This is a genomic window from Metapseudomonas phytobenefica (genome assembly GCF_043392685.1).
Lineage (GTDB): Bacteria > Pseudomonadota > Gammaproteobacteria > Pseudomonadales > Pseudomonadaceae > Metapseudomonas.
Genome location: NZ_JBHZGM010000005.1, coordinates 70,309 through 85,747, shown reverse-complemented (window position 1 = coordinate 85,747; position 15,439 = coordinate 70,309). Strand labels below are relative to the sequence as shown.

At 65.7% G+C, this 15,439-nt stretch carries 16 protein-coding genes and 1 pseudogene; 13 read left to right on the top strand and 4 right to left on the bottom strand.

The annotated features are described in order from the left end of the window. Nucleotides 1-237 precede the first annotated feature (237 nt). From dusB to ACFW0B_RS06415, 5 genes are all read left to right on the top strand, one after another. Nucleotides 238-1,233 (top strand): tRNA dihydrouridine synthase DusB, encoded by a 996-nt coding sequence (dusB, locus tag ACFW0B_RS06435; protein WP_449147108.1) that lies wholly within the window; start codon nt 238-240, stop codon nt 1,231-1,233. Then, entirely contained in the window at nt 1,230-1,550 is a 321-nt protein-coding gene (fis, locus tag ACFW0B_RS06430; RefSeq protein WP_449147107.1) for a DNA-binding transcriptional regulator Fis, read from the top strand. The genes dusB and fis overlap by 4 nt, the downstream gene beginning before the upstream one ends. A gap of 114 nt (nt 1,551-1,664) precedes the next feature. Next, nucleotides 1,665-3,272 (top strand): bifunctional phosphoribosylaminoimidazolecarboxamide formyltransferase/IMP cyclohydrolase, encoded by a 1,608-nt coding sequence (gene purH / locus ACFW0B_RS06425; protein ID WP_449147106.1) that lies wholly within the window; start codon nt 1,665-1,667, stop codon nt 3,270-3,272. A gap of 105 nt (nt 3,273-3,377) precedes the next feature. Further along, nucleotides 3,378-4,667, top strand: coding sequence for a phosphoribosylamine--glycine ligase (gene purD, locus ACFW0B_RS06420; protein WP_449147105.1), 1,290 nt, complete (start codon nt 3,378-3,380; stop codon nt 4,665-4,667). A 106-nt stretch (nt 4,668-4,773) separates the two neighbouring features. Continuing rightward, nucleotides 4,774-7,551 (top strand): hybrid sensor histidine kinase/response regulator, encoded by a 2,778-nt coding sequence (locus ACFW0B_RS06415; RefSeq protein WP_459251688.1) that lies wholly within the window; start codon nt 4,774-4,776, stop codon nt 7,549-7,551. A gap of 180 nt (nt 7,552-7,731) precedes the next feature. On the opposite strand, the gene ACFW0B_RS06410 is transcribed toward ACFW0B_RS06415, so the two are convergent. Both ACFW0B_RS06410 and ACFW0B_RS06405 read right to left on the bottom strand, forming a co-directional pair. After that, the gene (locus ACFW0B_RS06410; protein WP_449147103.1) at nt 7,732-8,811 is read right to left on the bottom strand and encodes a WD40/YVTN/BNR-like repeat-containing protein; all 1,080 of its coding nucleotides are present in this window, start codon (nt 8,809-8,811) and stop codon (nt 7,732-7,734) included. Between the two features lie 21 nt (nt 8,812-8,832). Continuing rightward, nucleotides 8,833-9,102: a ubiquitin family protein gene (locus ACFW0B_RS06405; RefSeq protein ID WP_449147102.1), complete on the bottom strand. Its 270-nt coding sequence runs from the start codon at nt 9,100-9,102 to the stop codon at nt 8,833-8,835. A 139-nt stretch (nt 9,103-9,241) separates the two neighbouring features. Between ACFW0B_RS06405 and ACFW0B_RS06400 the strand changes: the two genes are divergently transcribed. The 4 genes and pseudogenes from ACFW0B_RS06400 to ACFW0B_RS06385 all read left to right on the top strand — a co-directional run bounded on the left by ACFW0B_RS06400 (nt 9,242) and on the right by ACFW0B_RS06385 (nt 11,093). Then, nucleotides 9,242-9,838 carry a MarC family protein gene (locus ACFW0B_RS06400; RefSeq protein WP_449147101.1) on the top strand — a complete coding sequence of 199 codons (597 nt, stop codon included), beginning with the start codon at nt 9,242-9,244 and terminating at the stop codon, nt 9,836-9,838. A gap of 113 nt (nt 9,839-9,951) precedes the next feature. Further along, nucleotides 9,952-10,446 carry a GNAT family N-acetyltransferase gene (locus ACFW0B_RS06395; protein ID WP_449147100.1) on the top strand — a complete coding sequence of 165 codons (495 nt, stop codon included), beginning with the start codon at nt 9,952-9,954 and terminating at the stop codon, nt 10,444-10,446. A 128-nt stretch (nt 10,447-10,574) separates the two neighbouring features. Next, nucleotides 10,575-10,820 (top strand): type II toxin-antitoxin system Phd/YefM family antitoxin, encoded by a 246-nt coding sequence (locus ACFW0B_RS06390; RefSeq protein WP_179062377.1) that lies wholly within the window; start codon nt 10,575-10,577, stop codon nt 10,818-10,820. Nucleotides 10,821-10,872: 52 nt separating this feature from the next. Next, nucleotides 10,873-11,093, top strand: a pseudogene (locus ACFW0B_RS06385) (type II toxin-antitoxin system RelE family toxin). An 18-nt stretch (nt 11,094-11,111) separates the two neighbouring features. Here ACFW0B_RS06385 and ACFW0B_RS06380 read toward each other — a convergent pair. Both ACFW0B_RS06380 and ACFW0B_RS06375 read right to left on the bottom strand, forming a co-directional pair. Next, entirely contained in the window at nt 11,112-11,378 is a 267-nt protein-coding gene (locus ACFW0B_RS06380; RefSeq protein WP_449147099.1) for a DksA/TraR family C4-type zinc finger protein, read from the bottom strand. 118 nt (nt 11,379-11,496) lie between these two features. Then, a complete protein-coding gene (locus ACFW0B_RS06375; RefSeq protein ID WP_449147098.1) occupies nt 11,497-12,363 on the bottom strand; it encodes an isocitrate lyase/PEP mutase family protein in 867 nt (288 codons plus the stop codon). A 183-nt stretch (nt 12,364-12,546) separates the two neighbouring features. Here ACFW0B_RS06375 and ACFW0B_RS06370 point away from each other — a divergent pair, with 183 nt between their 5' ends. The 4 genes from ACFW0B_RS06370 to ACFW0B_RS06355 all read left to right on the top strand — a co-directional run bounded on the left by ACFW0B_RS06370 (nt 12,547) and on the right by ACFW0B_RS06355 (nt 15,437). Then, nucleotides 12,547-12,993, top strand: a complete 447-nt coding sequence (locus tag ACFW0B_RS06370; RefSeq protein WP_449147097.1) for a YqaA family protein — start codon at nt 12,547-12,549, stop codon at nt 12,991-12,993. Between the two features lie 194 nt (nt 12,994-13,187). Then, complete coding sequence (locus ACFW0B_RS06365; RefSeq protein ID WP_449147096.1) at nt 13,188-13,541, top strand: DUF6152 family protein; 354 nt, start codon at nt 13,188-13,190, stop codon at nt 13,539-13,541. A gap of 4 nt (nt 13,542-13,545) precedes the next feature. Next, entirely contained in the window at nt 13,546-14,028 is a 483-nt protein-coding gene (locus tag ACFW0B_RS06360) for a DUF6644 family protein (RefSeq protein ID WP_449147095.1), read from the top strand. 143 nt (nt 14,029-14,171) lie between these two features. Continuing rightward, complete coding sequence (locus ACFW0B_RS06355; RefSeq protein ID WP_449147094.1) at nt 14,172-15,437, top strand: Hsp70 family protein; 1,266 nt, start codon at nt 14,172-14,174, stop codon at nt 15,435-15,437. The last annotated feature ends 2 nt before the right edge of the window (nt 15,438-15,439 follow it).

Below are 15,439 nucleotides of genomic sequence, written 5' to 3'. Positions count from 1 at the left end.
GCCGGATTACGGCGCTTCCAGCCCACTACTAACTCCCGGTGATAAGCATGGGGCTGTTCAGAATTTGTTCAAAACAGCCTTTATCCAGTCATCGAGAGCGGGTATCATGCCCACCCTTTTTCGAACTCCCTCAGGGTCCGCGCAGGACGTCGGCGAGCACTGGCCAAGCCAGGCGCAGCCCGCTTCCGTACGGACCCTGGCAGTCAACAGAGCACAGGCCCCAAACAGGGAAGACCCATGTCGGCGGTTAGCATTGGCCCTTACGCCTTGCCCAATCAGGTGATCCTCGCCCCCATGGCGGGTGTGACCGACCGGCCGTTCCGCCAGCTTTGCCGCCGCCTCGGCGCCGGCCTGGTGGTATCGGAGATGGTCACCAGCGACGTGCGCCTGTGGAACAGCCGCAAGTCGCGGCTGCGCCTGCTCCACGAGGGGGATCCGGAGCCCCGTTCCGTCCAGATAGCCGGCGGCGATCCGGCAATGCTGGCGGAAGCGGCCAGGGCCAATGTCGAGCTCGGTGCACAGATCATCGACATCAACATGGGCTGCCCGGCGAAGAAGGTCTGTAACAAGGCCGCCGGCTCGGCGCTGATGAAGGACGAGGCCCTGGTGGCCGACATCCTCGACGCCGTGGTCAAGGCCGTCGACGTGCCCGTCACCCTGAAGATCCGTACCGGTTGGGACCGATCGAACAGGAACGGCATCACGGTGGCGAAGATCGCCGAACAGGCCGGTATCCAGGCCCTGGCCGTGCATGGCCGGACCCGCGCCGACCTGTACACCGGCGAAGCCGAGTACGACACCATCGCAGCGATCAAGCAGGCGGTGTCCATTCCGGTCTTCGCCAACGGCGATATCGACTCGCCACAGAAAGCCAGGCAGGTCCTCGACGCCACCGGCGCCGATGCCCTGCTGATCGGTCGAGCGGCCCAGGGGCGCCCCTGGATCTTCCGCGAGATCGCGCATCACCTGGCGACCGGTGAACTTCTGCCGGCGCCGGATCTGATCGAGGTGGAACGGATACTGCTGGAGCATCTGGCCGCATTGCACGCCTTCTATGGCGACGAGATGGGCGTTCGCATCGCCCGCAAGCATGTCGGCTGGTATCTGGCAACCCTGCCCGGCGCCAGGGAGTTTCGCGCCAAGTTCAATCGTTTGGAGTCCACGGACGCGCAGTGCGCCAACGTTCGGGAGTTCTTCGCCGAGCGTCACAACGAAGGGGAAAAGGCCGCATGACGACGATGACCGAGAATTTTTTTGATGGGGCAACACCCGTGATCGACAACGCCAACCTGAAACAGCACCTGACGGCACCGACCGCGGAGGGCCAGACCCTGCGTGGCAGTGTCGAGAAGGCACTGCACAACTATTTCGCCCATCTTGAGGGCGCCGCCGTCACGGACGTGTACAACCTGGTGCTTTCCGAAGTGGAAGCGCCGCTGCTGGAAACCGTGATGAACTACGTCAAGGGCAACCAGACCAAGGCTTCGGAAATGCTCGGCCTCAACCGGGGCACGCTGCGCAAGAAGCTCAAGCAATACGACCTGCTCTGAAGGGCGGAAGCTGGAAGCCGGAAGCCTGAAGCGGGACGAACCCCGACGTTCAAGCTTCCGGCTTCCAGTTTCAGGCCCGTCCGCCAAATCCTCTCCCACTCGAATGGTTCCGAAATGACCGACCAGACCACCCGCCTTCCCGTTCGCCGTGCCCTGATCAGCGTCTCCGACAAGACCGGCATCGTCGATTTCGCCCGTGAGCTGGCTGCCCTTGGCGTGGAGATCCTCTCCACCGGCGGCACCTACAAGCTGCTCAAGGACAACGGCGTCGCCGCCGTGGAAGTTGCCGACTACACCGGCTTCCCGGAAATGATGGACGGCCGCGTAAAGACCCTGCACCCGAAGATCCACGGTGGCATCCTCGGTCGCCGCGACCTCGACGGCGCGGTGATGGAACAGCACGGCATCAAGCCGATCGACCTGGTCGCGGTCAACCTCTATCCCTTCGAGGCCACCGTCGCCAAACCTGACTGCGACCTGCCCACCGCCATCGAAAACATCGATATCGGCGGCCCGACCATGGTTCGCAGCGCGGCGAAGAACCACAAGGACGTCGCCATCGTGGTCAACGCCAGCGACTACGCCGGCGTCCTCGAAAGCCTGAAGGCCGGCGGCCTGACCTACGCCCAGCGTTTCGACCTGGCCCTCAAGGCGTTCGAGCACACCTCCGCCTACGACGGCATGATCGCCAACTACCTGGGCACCATCGACCAGACCCGCGACACCCTGTCCACCGAAGGCCGTGGCGCCTTCCCGCGCACCTTCAACAGCCAGTTCATCAAAGCCCAGGAGATGCGCTACGGCGAGAACCCGCACCAGAGCGCCGCGTTCTACGTGGAAGCGAAGAAGGGCGAGGCCAGCGTCTCCACCGCCATTCAGCTGCAAGGCAAGGAACTCTCCTTCAACAACGTGGCCGACACCGACGCCGCGCTGGAATGCGTGAAGAGCTTCGTCAAGCCGGCCTGCGTCATCGTCAAGCACGCCAACCCCTGCGGCGTGGCCGTGGTGCCGGAGAACGAAGGCGGCATCCGCAAGGCCTACGACCTGGCCTATGCCACCGACACAGAATCCGCGTTCGGCGGCATCATCGCCTTCAACCGCGAGCTGGACGGTGAAACCGCCAAGGCCATCGTCGATCGCCAGTTCGTCGAAGTGATCATCGCCCCGAAAATCTCCGCTGCCGCCCGTGAAGTGGTCGCCGCCAAGGCCAACGTTCGCCTGCTGGAATGCGGTGAGTGGCCGGCCGAGCGCGCTGCTGGCTGGGACTTCAAGCGCGTCAACGGCGGCCTGCTGGTACAGAGCCGCGACATCGGCATGATCAAGGCAGAAGATCTGAAGATCGTCACCCAGCGCGCCCCGAGCGAGCAGGAAATCCACGACCTGATCTTCGCCTGGAAAGTGGCCAAGTTCGTCAAGTCCAACGCCATCGTCTACGCCAAGAACCGCCAGACCGTCGGTGTTGGCGCCGGCCAGATGAGCCGCGTGAACTCCGCCCGCATCGCCGCCATCAAGGCCGAGCATGCCGGCCTCGAGGTGAAGGGCGCGGTCATGGCTTCCGACGCCTTCTTCCCCTTCCGTGACGGCATCGACAACGCGGCCAAGGCCGGCATCACCGCCGTGATCCAGCCGGGCGGTTCCATGCGTGACAACGAAGTCATCGCCGCCGCCGACGAGGCTGGAATCGCAATGGTGTTCACCGGTATGCGCCACTTCAGGCATTAACAGCAGGGCTGCAGGCTGCAAGCTGCAGGCTGCAGGCAACAGCGTTTCTGCTCTTGCCTGTAGCCTGTAGCCTGAGGCCTGAGGCTCTCTCCGCAGGAGAGATTTATGAACGTACTCATCATCGGCAGCGGCGGTCGCGAACACGCCCTGGCCTGGAAAGTGGCCCAGGACCCACGCGTCGAGAAGGTCTTCGTCGCTCCGGGCAACGCCGGCACCGCGCTCGAGGCCAAGTGCGAGAACGTCGCCATCGACGTGCTGGCCCTGGAGCAACTGGCCGACTTCGCCGAGAAGAACGTCCAGCTCACCATCGTCGGCCCGGAAGCGCCGCTGGTGAAAGGCGTGGTCGACCTGTTCCGCACCCGTGGCCTGGCCATCTTCGGCCCCACCGCCGGCGCCGCCCAGCTGGAAGGCTCCAAGGCCTTCACCAAGGACTTCCTGGCCCGCCACAAGATTCCCACCGCCGCCTACCAGAACTTCACCGAGGTGGAGCCGGCCCTGGCCTACCTGAAAGAGAAAGGCGCGCCCATTGTCATCAAGGCCGACGGCCTGGCCGCGGGCAAGGGCGTGATCGTCGCCATGACTCTCGAGGAAGCCGAAGCCGCCGTGCGCGACATGCTCGCCGGCAACGCCTTCGGTGACGCCGGTTCCCGCGTGGTAATCGAAGAGTTCCTCGACGGCGAGGAAGCCAGCTTCATCGTCATGGTCGACGGCCAGAACGTGCTGCCCATGGCCACCAGCCAGGACCACAAGCGCGTCGGCGACGGCGATACCGGCCCGAACACCGGCGGCATGGGTGCCTACTCCCCCGCTCCGGTAGTGACCCCGGACGTGCACAAGCGCGTGATGGAAGAAGTCATCTACCCGACCGTGCGCGGCATGGCCGAGGAAGGTAACGTCTACACCGGCTTCCTCTACGCCGGCCTGATGATCGACAAGAGCGGCGCGCCCAAGGTCATCGAGTTCAACTGCCGCTTCGGCGACCCGGAAACCCAGCCGATCATGGTGCGCCTGGAAAGCTCCCTGGTCCTCTTGGTCGAGGCCGCCCTGGCCAGGGCCCTGGACAAGGTCGAAGCCACCTGGGACCCGCGCCCCACCGTAGGCGTGGTGCTGGCCGCCGACGGCTACCCGGGCGACTACGCCAAGGGTGACGTGATCGAGGGCCTGGACGACGCCGCGGCCCTGGACGGCAAGGTGTTCCACGCCGGCACCGCGCAGAAGGACGGCCAGATCGTCACTGCCGGCGGTCGCGTGCTCTGCGCCACCGCCATCGGCGCCAGCGTGTCCGACGCGCAGCAGCAGGCCTATCGCCTGGCGGAGAAGATCCGCTGGAACGGCTGCTTCTACCGCAAGGACATCGGCTACCGGGCCATTGCCCGGGAACGCGGCGAAGGGTAAGAAGTCAGAGTACTCACCAGGGCGGCCAGATGGCCGCCTTGGTCATGTTCCGCCCGAGAAGGCCTTGTCTATAATCCGGCCACTCACCCACGAAGGGACTTCGACCGTGCTCCGGCTCAGGACTGCCACAGGATTGATCGCCAGCCTGATACTGGCCCTGATTCATCTGCTGCCCGCCCAGGCGGCCGAAGAGCGGCAATGGAGCATGCTGCTCGATCCCGGCGCCAACCTTCAGCTGCAGGAGATCCGCACCCAGCAGGCCCTCTCCCAGTTCACCCCGATCGAACTCGACCAGCTCTACACCCCCGGCGGCGGCAGCGCCCTGTGGCTGCACTACCAGCTTCCGCCCGTCCAGAACGAGCAATTGCTGCGGGTCTTCGCCCCCTACCTGGCCTACCTCGACCTTTACGTCCTCAAGGGCGACGAACTGGTGGCCCATACCCGCACCGGCAGCCGCCTGCCCTTCAGCGAACGCCCGCTGCCCAGCCGTGATTTCCTCCTGCCCCTGCCCGTCCGGCAGGAGCCCTTGGACCTTTACCTGCGCATGGCCTCGGAACACGCCCTGCGCCCCACCGTGACGCTGCAAGCCGCCGCCCTGATGGCCGCCGACGACACCCGTCCGCTGCTCTTCGGCCTGCTGCTGGGCGGCCTCGCCATGCTGGTCTTCTACAACCTGATGCGCTACGCGTACTCACGCGCTGGCGTCAGCCTCTGGCTCGCTGCCGCACAGGGCAGCCTGATCGTCACCGGCGTCAGCCTGCTGGGCATCAGCTCGCCCTGGCTGGGCGACTGGCAGAGCGCACAGCCGCAGATCGCCAACCTGGCCATGCTGACCGCCATGGTCTGCACCCTCGCCTTCACCCTCAGCTTCTTCCACAAGGTCTGCCCGAGCACGCCGCTCACCGGCCTGCTGCTGGGCGAGATCGTGCTGATCGCGCTGACCGCCATCCTCCTGCTGATCATCACCGAGCTGCAGTTCAACCAGCTGGTCTACGTGCTGGCCGCCATCGCCAGCCTCAGCATGTTCGCCCTCGCCATCGACCACTGGCGCCATGGCTATCGCCCGGCGCGGCTGTTCAGCCTGGCCCTGGGGGTGTTCTGCGTCGCCATCCTCGGCGCCCTGCCGGCGCTGTTCGGCTACTGGCAGATGCAGTCCGACTGGCTTGCCTACGCCCTGCTGGCGATTTCCACCATCAGCGGCGTGTTCCTCAGCATGGCCCTGAGCGAACGCCAGCAGCGCCTCCAGCACGAAGCCTTCAGCGCCAGCCGCGCCTTGGCCGCCAGCTCCGCCGAACTCAAGGCCAAGGGTGAATTCCTCGCCAAGATCAGCCACGAGATCCGCACCCCGATGAACGGCGTGCTGGGCATGACCGAGCTGCTCCTGGGCACCCCGCTGTCGGCCAAGCAGCGCGACTACGTGCAGACCATCCACAGCTCCGGCAACGAACTGCTCACCCTGATCAACGAGATCCTCGACATCTCCAAGCTGGAGTCCGGCCAGATCGAGCTGGACGACGTGCAGTTCGACCTCAACGCCCTGGTCGACGATTGCCTCGACATCTTCCGCGCCAAGGCCGAGCAGCAACGGGTCGAGCTCATCAGCTTCATGCAGCCCCAGGTGCCCCGCGTCGTCAGCGGCGACCCCACGCGCCTGCGGCAGGTTCTCCTCAGCCTGCTGGACAACGCCTTCAAGCAGACCGACGAAGGCGAAATCCTCCTGGTGGTGGCCCTGGACAACAGCACCCCGCAACCGCGCCTGCGCTTTGCCGTACAGGACAGCGGCCGGCCCCTGGACGCCAGCGAGCGCGCGGCACTGCTCAACGCCGAACTGCAGAGCAGCGATTTCCTCGCCTCCTCCAAGCTCGGTGGCCGCCTGGGCCTGGTCATCGCCCGCCAGCTCGTGCGCCTGATGAGCGGCGAATTCGGCATCCAGAGCGGTTCCGGCCAGGGCAGCACGCTCTGGCTGACCCTGCCGCTGGACGCCCAGCACCTGATTCGCCCCACCGCCGACCTCGACAGCCCGCTGGAAGGCGCGCGCCTGCTGGTGGTCGACGACAACGACACCTGCCGCAAGGTACTGGTGCAGCAGTGCAGCGCCTGGGGCCTGCAGGTCAGCGCCGTGCCCTCCGGCAAGGAGGCCCTGGCCCTGCTGCGCACCAAGGCGCACCTCAAGGAGTATTTCGACGTGGTCCTGCTGGACCAGGACATGCCCGGCATGACCGGCATGCAGCTGGCGGCCAAGATCAAGGAAGACCCCAGCCTCAGCCACGACATCCTGATCATCATGCTCACCGGCATCAGCAACGCGCCGAGCAAGATCATTGCGCGCAACGCAGGTATCAAGCGCATCCTCGCCAAGCCGGTGGCCGGCTATACACTGAAGGCCACGCTGGCCGACGAACTCAACCAGCGCAAGGAGGGGGGCGCCATCTCCCTGCCGGGCTCGCAGGTCAGCCAGCCGCTGCATGTACCCAGTGACTTCCGCATCCTGGTGGCCGAGGACAACAGCATTTCCACGAAGGTGATTCGCGGCATGCTGAGCAAGCTCAACCTCGAGCCGGATACCGCCAGCAACGGCGAGGAAGCCCTGAGCGCCATGAAGAACCAGCACTACGACCTGGTGCTGATGGACTGCGAGATGCCGGTGCTGGACGGTTTCACCGCCACCGAGATGCTGCGCCACTGGGAAAACCTGGAACAGCGCCCGCGCACCCCGGTGGTCGCCCTGACCGCCCACATCCTCAGCGAACACAAGGAACGCGCCCGCCTCGCCGGCATGGACGGGCACATGGCCAAACCGGTGGAACTCTCGCAACTGCGCGAGCTGATCGAGTACTGGGTGGCCGAAAAGGAAATGCGCGACCGCCACGCGATGCACAGCTGACGACGCCCCAGCCTTGCTGGTGGGCTGAAGCCCACCCTTGCACTGAACAGGAGTAATACCTGTGGGGGCGATTTCAATCGCTATGCGGACCGCAGGTTCGCCCTTCAGATCCCGCTATGGGCGGCTTCGCCGCCCATAGCGAATAGATTCACCCCCACAACGGACTGCTGGCCGGACCCGCTACCCCCACCTCACCGCAAAGATCGGCGGCAAATGCCCCGCCGCCAGCACCCAACTGTCCCCCTGGTCCCCGGACACCCACAGGTGCCCGGTGGTGGAGCCCATCGCCAGGCACTGCCCGCTGCCGTCCACGTCCAGCCCGTGGCGATACACCAGGTCATAACAGAGCTGCTGCGGCAGCCCCTGTTCCAGGACCTCGAAATGCCTGCCGCCATCACGGGTGCGGGTGACCCGCAGGCGCTGGTCGACGGGCACCCGGCATTCATCCTTCACCGCCGGCACGAACCAGGCGCAGTCCGGGTCGGACGGGTGCACCGCCACCGCGAAGCCGAAGGTGGACGGCCCGGCCTGCTCGATCTCCCGCCAGTTCAGCCCGCGATCGGAACTGACGAAGATGCCGCTGTGATGCTGCACCCAGAGCCGCTCCGGGTCCGCCGGGCAGGCCACCATGCGGTGCGGGTCCTGGATGTCCGGGTCCTCGGCGCGCTCCGGCGGCATGTAGGCGGCGCGCATGCCACGGGTGCGGTGGTTCCAGCTGGCGCCTTCGTCCTCGCTGTGCCAGATGCCGCCGCAGGACACCGCCAGGGTCAGGTGCCGGCTGTTGCGCGGGTCGACGCAGATGGAGTGGATACCCGGCTGGTCGTAGCCGCCACCGAACCAGTTGGCCCGCTCCGGGCGCTGCCAGAGGCTGTCCACCAGTTCCCAGGAACTGCCCCGGTCACGGGACTTGAACAGGCCACCAGGAATGGTGCCGGCCCAGAGCACGCCGGGCTGGTCGGCGCCTCCCGCCTCCAGGCACCAGATCATCTCCACCGAGGGCCCATCTTCGCCCTCCGCTGCCGGGGGAAAAGCCGGAGCGGCCACTTCCGTCCAGTTCTGCCCGGCGTCCGCCGAGCGCCACAGCTTGGGGCCGAAATGGCCCAGGTGCAGGGCGGCATAGAGGTGGCCATCGCGGGGGTCGGCCAGCAGCATGCTCACGGGTTCGCCCAGGAAGTCCTGGCGCGCCAGGCGCCAGCCGTCGCCTTCGGGCTCGAAACACAGCAGCCCCTTGCGGGTTGCCACGTGGATGCATCGGCTCATGCTGATTCTCCTTGTACCGGCTCAACCGCCGGACAACGCCTGGACCACGAAGATGTCGCTGGCCGGCCCCACCGGGTCGCTGAGGCGGCGACGGTCGCTGACTTGCTGGGCGTCGACGAAGATCGCCACATGGCGGCGCAGGCGGCCCTGGTCATCCAGCAGGTAGCTGCGCAGGCGCGGATTGGCGACGAAGGCGGCTTCCAGCGCCTCGGCCACGGTAAGCGCCGTGACATCCAGTTCGGGGACATCGAGGTGACGTTGCAGGTTGGGAGTGAAGCTCAAGTGCGCCATCAACGGCTCCCTGCGCGACGAAACGACCCGGTGCAGTCAGGTTAGTAGACTGCCCTCGTGCGGTTATAGTTGTGCGCCCAATGGCAGGGCAGCCTCTACACTGATGAGCGGCCCTGCAGTCACGAACGGATGCCCCTCGATGCTCGAAAGTCTTTCCAGCCTGTATCTGAAGATGCTGGTGCTCTATAGCCCCTTCTTCGTGCTCTCCTGCTTCATTTCCCTCACCCGCGGCCACACGGTGAGGGAACGCAAGAAACTCGCCTGGAAAGTCGCCCTCGGCACCCTGGTGGCCAGCGCCCTGCTCTACCTGTTCGGCCAGGCCATCTTCAATGTCTTCGGCATCACCATCGATGCCTTCCGCATCGGCGCCGGCACCGTTCTGTTCATCTCCGCCCTCGGCATGGCCCAGGGCAACTCGGCGGTGCAGGCGGACAACGTGCAGCAGGACGTCACCATCGTGCCGCTGACCATCCCGCTGACCGTCGGCCCCGGCACCATCGGCGCCATGCTGGTGATGGGCGCCGGGCACGTGCACTGGGAGGACAAGCTCACCGCGCTGTTCGCCATTGCCATCGCCGCCGCCACCGTGGGCGCCATCCTCTACCTCTCCGACCGCATCGAACGCATCCTCGGCGACCAGGGCCTGCAGATCGTCAGCCGCCTGATGGGCCTGTTCGTCTGCGCCCTCGCCGCGCAGATCATCTTCACCGGGGTGAAGAACTACCTGGTGCCCTAGCAGGGTGGGACGGGCAGCGTTCCGCCAGAAGCGTGATCCCCACTGCATCGAACCCTCGCACGGCCTGAGCTGCGCTCGCTACGACCTTGAACGACGTCCTGGAGACCGGAAACATGAACATTCGTGATGCGGCAGAAGCCGACCTTCCCGGCATCCTCGCCATCTACAACGACGCCGTGGAGAACACCACGGCGATCTGGAACGAAACCCTGGTGGACCTGGCCAACCGCCGTGCCTGGCTGGCCGAGCGCAACGCCGCCGGCTTTCCGGTGCTGGTGGCGGTGAACGATGCCGGCCAGGTGCTCGGCTACGCGAGCTACGGCACCTGGCGCACCATCGAGGGCTTCCGCCATACCGTTGAACATTCGGTATACGTGAGTGGCGACCAGCGCGGCCAGGGCCTCGGTCCGGCACTGATGCAGGCGCTGATCGAGCGCGCCCGCCAGGCCGGCCTGCACGTGATGGTCGCCGCCATCGAGCGCGAGAACACCGCCTCCATCCGCCTCCACGAGCGTCTCGGCTTCGTCACCACCGGGCAGATGCCCCAGGTGGGCCGCAAGTTCGGTCGCTGGCTGGACCTGACCTTCATGCAGCTGATTCTGGAGTGACGCGGTGCTGCCGATAGCGCAGCGGTATTGCCTGTTCTGAGACCGGGTGATTCGCCTGACGGAAACTCCGGCTTGAGTCACAACGACAAAAAGACCGGAATTTGGCCCAAATTTCTGGAGCCGAATTCATGCAAAGCGTACTTGCCAATGTTGCTGTCAGCGTTTCCGAGCTGAAGAAAAATCCCTCGGCCGTGGTGTCCGGCGCCAAAGGTGCGCCTGTAGCCGTTCTCAACCACAACAAGGTCATGGCCTACATGGTCCCGGCTGAAACCTTCGAAGCACTGATGGAATACCTGGACGATCAGGCGCTGGCCGAAATCGTCCGCAGCCGTGCCCACGAAAAGGGAGTGAAAGTCAGCCTCGATGACCTATGAACTGGAGTTCCTGCCTTCGGCGCTGAAGGAATGGCGCAAGCTCGGCGATACCATCGGGCAGCAATTCAAAAAGAAGCTGAAAGAGCGGTTGCAACGGCCGCGGATCCAGGCGATGCACTTCACGGGATGCCCGACTGCTTCAAGATCAAACTCCGCACCGCCGGTTGCCGACTGGTGTACCGGGTCGAAGACCAACGCATTACCGTGGTGGTGATCGGAGTCGGCAAGCGCGAGGGTGGTGCAGTCTACGACAAGGCCCAAAGTCGTTTGTAACCCTGCAAGGCGCTTGCCTCAACGCAACTGACTATCCTTGCTCCCCCGCCGGTTGTACCCGGCAAAGGCGGCGCTTTCCTTGTCATGTTCGGTCTGGCAGGCGACGCACAGGCGCACGCCGGGGATGGCCTTGCGGCGGGCTTCGGGGATGGGGGCGTCGCACTCTTCGCAGTGCGTCAGGCTTTCGCCTTTTGGCAGCTGGCTGCGTGCGCGCTGAATGGCGTCTTCGATGGTGCTGTCGATCTGTTCCTGGACGGCGCCGTCGCCGGCCCAACCACTGGCCATGCTGACCTCCCACATGCCTTTAGGGTGCTGCCCGAGTTATGGGGTCAGCCGGTGGACTTTTGCAAGTGTGGGGGTCGGCTGGCGACAAGTGGAGGTCGCGCCCTGATGGGCGAGCGCCCTATTCCTTCACGTTCATGAATTCCTCGGCCCAGACGATGTAGTCCTCGGGCAAGGTGTACTTGTGAGTCAGTTCGGTGGCGCTGAGCTCGGTGCCGGTGGCGACCTGGCGCTGCTCGCGCAGGCAGTCGTAGGTGGCCTTGATGGCGGCGAAGTAGGCAGCGTGGCCGTTGACCACGATACGCACGCCGAGACGGGCGAGGCGTTCGTTGTCGCGCAGCTTGGGGTTGCCGTAGGTGACCAGCATCAGCGGCACGTTCAGGTGCTCGGCGATCGCCTCCAGGTGCTCGAAGTCGGCCACGCCGACCATGCAGATGCCGTCGGCGCCGGCGGCCTCGTAGGCCTTGGTACGCAGGATGACTTCGTCGACGCTGAGCACGCCGGCGTTGGTCCGGGCGATGATGGCGAGCTCCGGATCGACGCGCGCTTCCAGGGCCGCGCGGATCTTGCCGACGCCTTCTTCCACCGGGATCAGGTCGGTGGACTTGCGGCCGAACTGCGCCGGCAACAGGGTGTCCTCGATAGTCAACGCGGCGATGCCGGCGCGCTCCAGTTCGACCACGGTGCGCATGACGTTGAGGGCATTGCCGTAGCCGTGGTCGGCGTCGGCAATTACCGGCAGGCGCGAAACGCGGCCAATGCGGGTGGCCTGCTCGACGAATTCGCTCAAGGTAATCAGGGCGAAGTCGGGCGCGGCCAGCACTTGCAGGGAAGCGACCGAACCGCCGAGGATGCCGACTTCGAAACCGAGGTCAGCGGCGATTCGGGCGGACATGGGGTCGAACACCGAAGCGGTGTGGAAGCAGGAATCCGAGTTCAGCAGCGCACGAAAGGCCGTGCGCAACTCATGATGGGAAGCTCTACGCATAAAGGCACCAAAGATCAGAGGGGGTCAGGATCAAGCCGGCTCCGTAACTCTGGAGTCGACGCCCCCGTTTTTCCATTGTCAGACTGCGCCCATTCTAACGGATCAGCCTTTCAATCCGCTTACCGGCTTGTCCGCCCATGCCGGGCTCGCCACACTGGCGCCCCCTTCCTCCGAGACACCCGCGTGCTGGCACTCACCGCCTATCTGGGCCTGTTCCTCTCCGCCTTCGGCGCCGCCACCCTGCTGCCCCTGCAATCGGAAGCGGTGCTGGTCGGGCTGCTGCTGGCCAAGGCCCATCCGGTATGGGCGCTGGTGGCCGTGGCGACTTTCGGCAATGTGCTGGGCTCACTGCTGAACTGGCTGCTGGGACGCTACGTAGAGCATTTCCGCGAACGCCGCTGGTTCCCGGTGAAACCCGCGCAGATGCAGCGGGCGCAGGTCTTCTACCACCGCTACGGACGCTGGTCGCTGCTGCTGGCCTGGATGCCGGTGATCGGCGATCCGCTGACCCTGGTGGCCGGGGTAATGCGCGAGTCCTTCTGGGTGTTCCTGGCCCTGGTGACCCTGGCCAAGGCGGGACGTTACCTGGCGCTGGCGGCGCTGACCCTGGGCTGGGGCGGGCTTGCGTAGGCCTCGCTTTTTTCCGCTAGGTAGGTCAGCGCAGCGAAGCCCAACACTTCGCCTCACCAAGCCCACTCGTCGGGCCTCGCACAGCTCGGACCGACCTGCGGGAAGGTCGCGTATTGTGTTTCGGGATACTGCCCGAGCGGCGGCGGGCTCGATGAGCGCCTACGCTTTCCGGGTCGCAGACTGGAGGCCATCTCATGAGAAAGTTCGCCCTGCTCATTGCCTTCTTCGTCCTGGTGCTCGGTACCACCGCTGCCGTCGCCCACCACGGCTGGAGTTCCTACGATGCGGACAAGACCCTGACCATCGAAACGCCGGTCAAGACGCTCTCCTACCGCAATCCCCACGCCCACATCACCATCGACTACGAGGGCCGCGAGTGGCACGTGGTGCTGGCACCGATCAGCCGCATGGAGTCCCGCGGGCTGCCGGAGAAAGACCTGGTGCCGGGCACGACGGTGACGGTGGTCGGCTACCCGAGCAAGGATGGCTCGGCGGAAATGCGCGCCGAACGCCTGATCGTCGATGGGCGCACGGTGGAGCTGCGCTGAGGCGATGGAGTTCATCCTGCCCTGGACCGAACGCCTGGAGACTTCGCCCTTCGGCGCGCTGATGCGCGAATCCTCGCTGTTCTACCCGACGGCCAACCTGCTGCACCTGTTCGGGCTGGTGATGCTGCTGGGCTCCATGCTGTTGCTCGACCTGCGTCTGCTCGGACTGGCACGCGAGGTGCCGCTGCCGGAGGCTTCGCGCCGCCTGACGCCCATCGGCATCGCCGGGCTACTGCTCCTGCTGGCCACCGGATTCTGCCTGTTCGCCGCCGACGCCGGCCCCCTTACGGGCAACTGGCTGCTGCAGCTCAAGCTGGCTCTGGTCGGGGTCGGAATCGCCAACGCACTGCTGTTCCGCACCTGCTGGGCAAGGCGGCTGGCCGACTGGGACCGGCGGCCGCCCCTTGCGGGACGGCTGCAGGTGGCGTTGTCGATCCTGATCTGGTGCGGGGTGATGTCGGCCGGTCGCTTGCTGGCCTACGTCTGAAGCCCGACCCGCAAGGCAGCAGGGGTGATCCGTTCTTCTTCAGGCATGGGCCCATGAAAGCCCTGCGCACGACGAACTGTGCCGGACAACCTCATCACGCTCGCGTAAACTGCGCGGCCGTTTTTTTCCGGAACACCCGCGACATGAGCAACGTCCTCCCCGCCCAGGCCCTGGGCATCGACTTCGGAACCTCCAACTCCACCGTCGGCTGGTGGCGCCCGGACGTGGAGCCGCTGATCGCCCTGGAGGACGACAAGTTCACCCTGCCTTCGGTGGTCTTCTTCAACACCGAGGAACGCCGCCCGGCCTATGGCCGCCAGGCGCTGCACGAGTACCTGGACGGCTACGAAGGCCGCCTGATGCGCTCGCTCAAGAGCCTGCTGGGCTCGCCGCTGCTCAAGAGCGAAACCACAGTGCTGGGCAGCGCCCTGCCCTTCAAGGACCTGCTCGGCCTGTTCATCGGCCAGCTCAAGCAGCGCGCCGAAGCCGCCGCCGGCCGCGAGTTCGAGCAGGTGGTGCTGGGCCGCCCGGTGTACTTCGTGGACGACGACACGGAAGCCGACCAGGAAGCCCAGAACACCCTGGTGGCCGTGGCGCAGAAGCTCGGTTTCAAGGACGTGTCCTTCCAGTTCGAACCCATCGCCGCGGCCTTCGACTACGAGCGCGGCATCCAGCGCGAGGAGCTGGTGCTGATCGTCGACATCGGTGGCGGTACCTCGGACTTCTCCCTGGTGCGCCTGTCGCCCGGGCGCCGTGAAGTGGCCGAGCGCCAGGACGACATCCTCGCCACCGGCGGCGTGCACATCGGCGGTACCGACTTCGACAAGCAGCTAAGCCTGCAGGGCGTGATGCCGCTGTTCGGCTACGGCAGCCGGATGAAGAGCGACGCGCTGATGCCCACCAGCTTCCACCTGAACCTGGCCACCTGGCACACCATCAACGCCGTGTACGCCCAGAAGTCGCAACTGGCGCTGAAGAACATGCGCTACGACATCGTCGACACCACCGGCATCGACCGCCTGTTCAGCCTGATCGAGCAACGCGCCGGCCACTGGCTGGCCATGCAGGTGGAAGACAGCAAGATCGAACTGACCCAGGCGCAGAGCCGCCGCATCGACCTGGCGCGCGTCGAGCCGGGGCTGGACGTGGAGCTGACCCGCGCATTGTTCGAGAACGCCATCGACGACCTGCTGGTGCGTATCCGCGCCAGTGTCGATGCGCTGCTGACCCAGGCCGGCGTGCGCGCCGACCAGGTCGACACCCTGTTCTTCACCGGCGGCTCCAGCGGCATCCCGGCGTTGCGCCAGAGCGTCGCGGCCATGTTGCCCAACGCCCGCCAGGTGGAAGGCAACCTGTTCGGCAGCATCGGCAGCGGCCTGGCCATCGAGGCGAAGAAGCGCTACGGCTGACC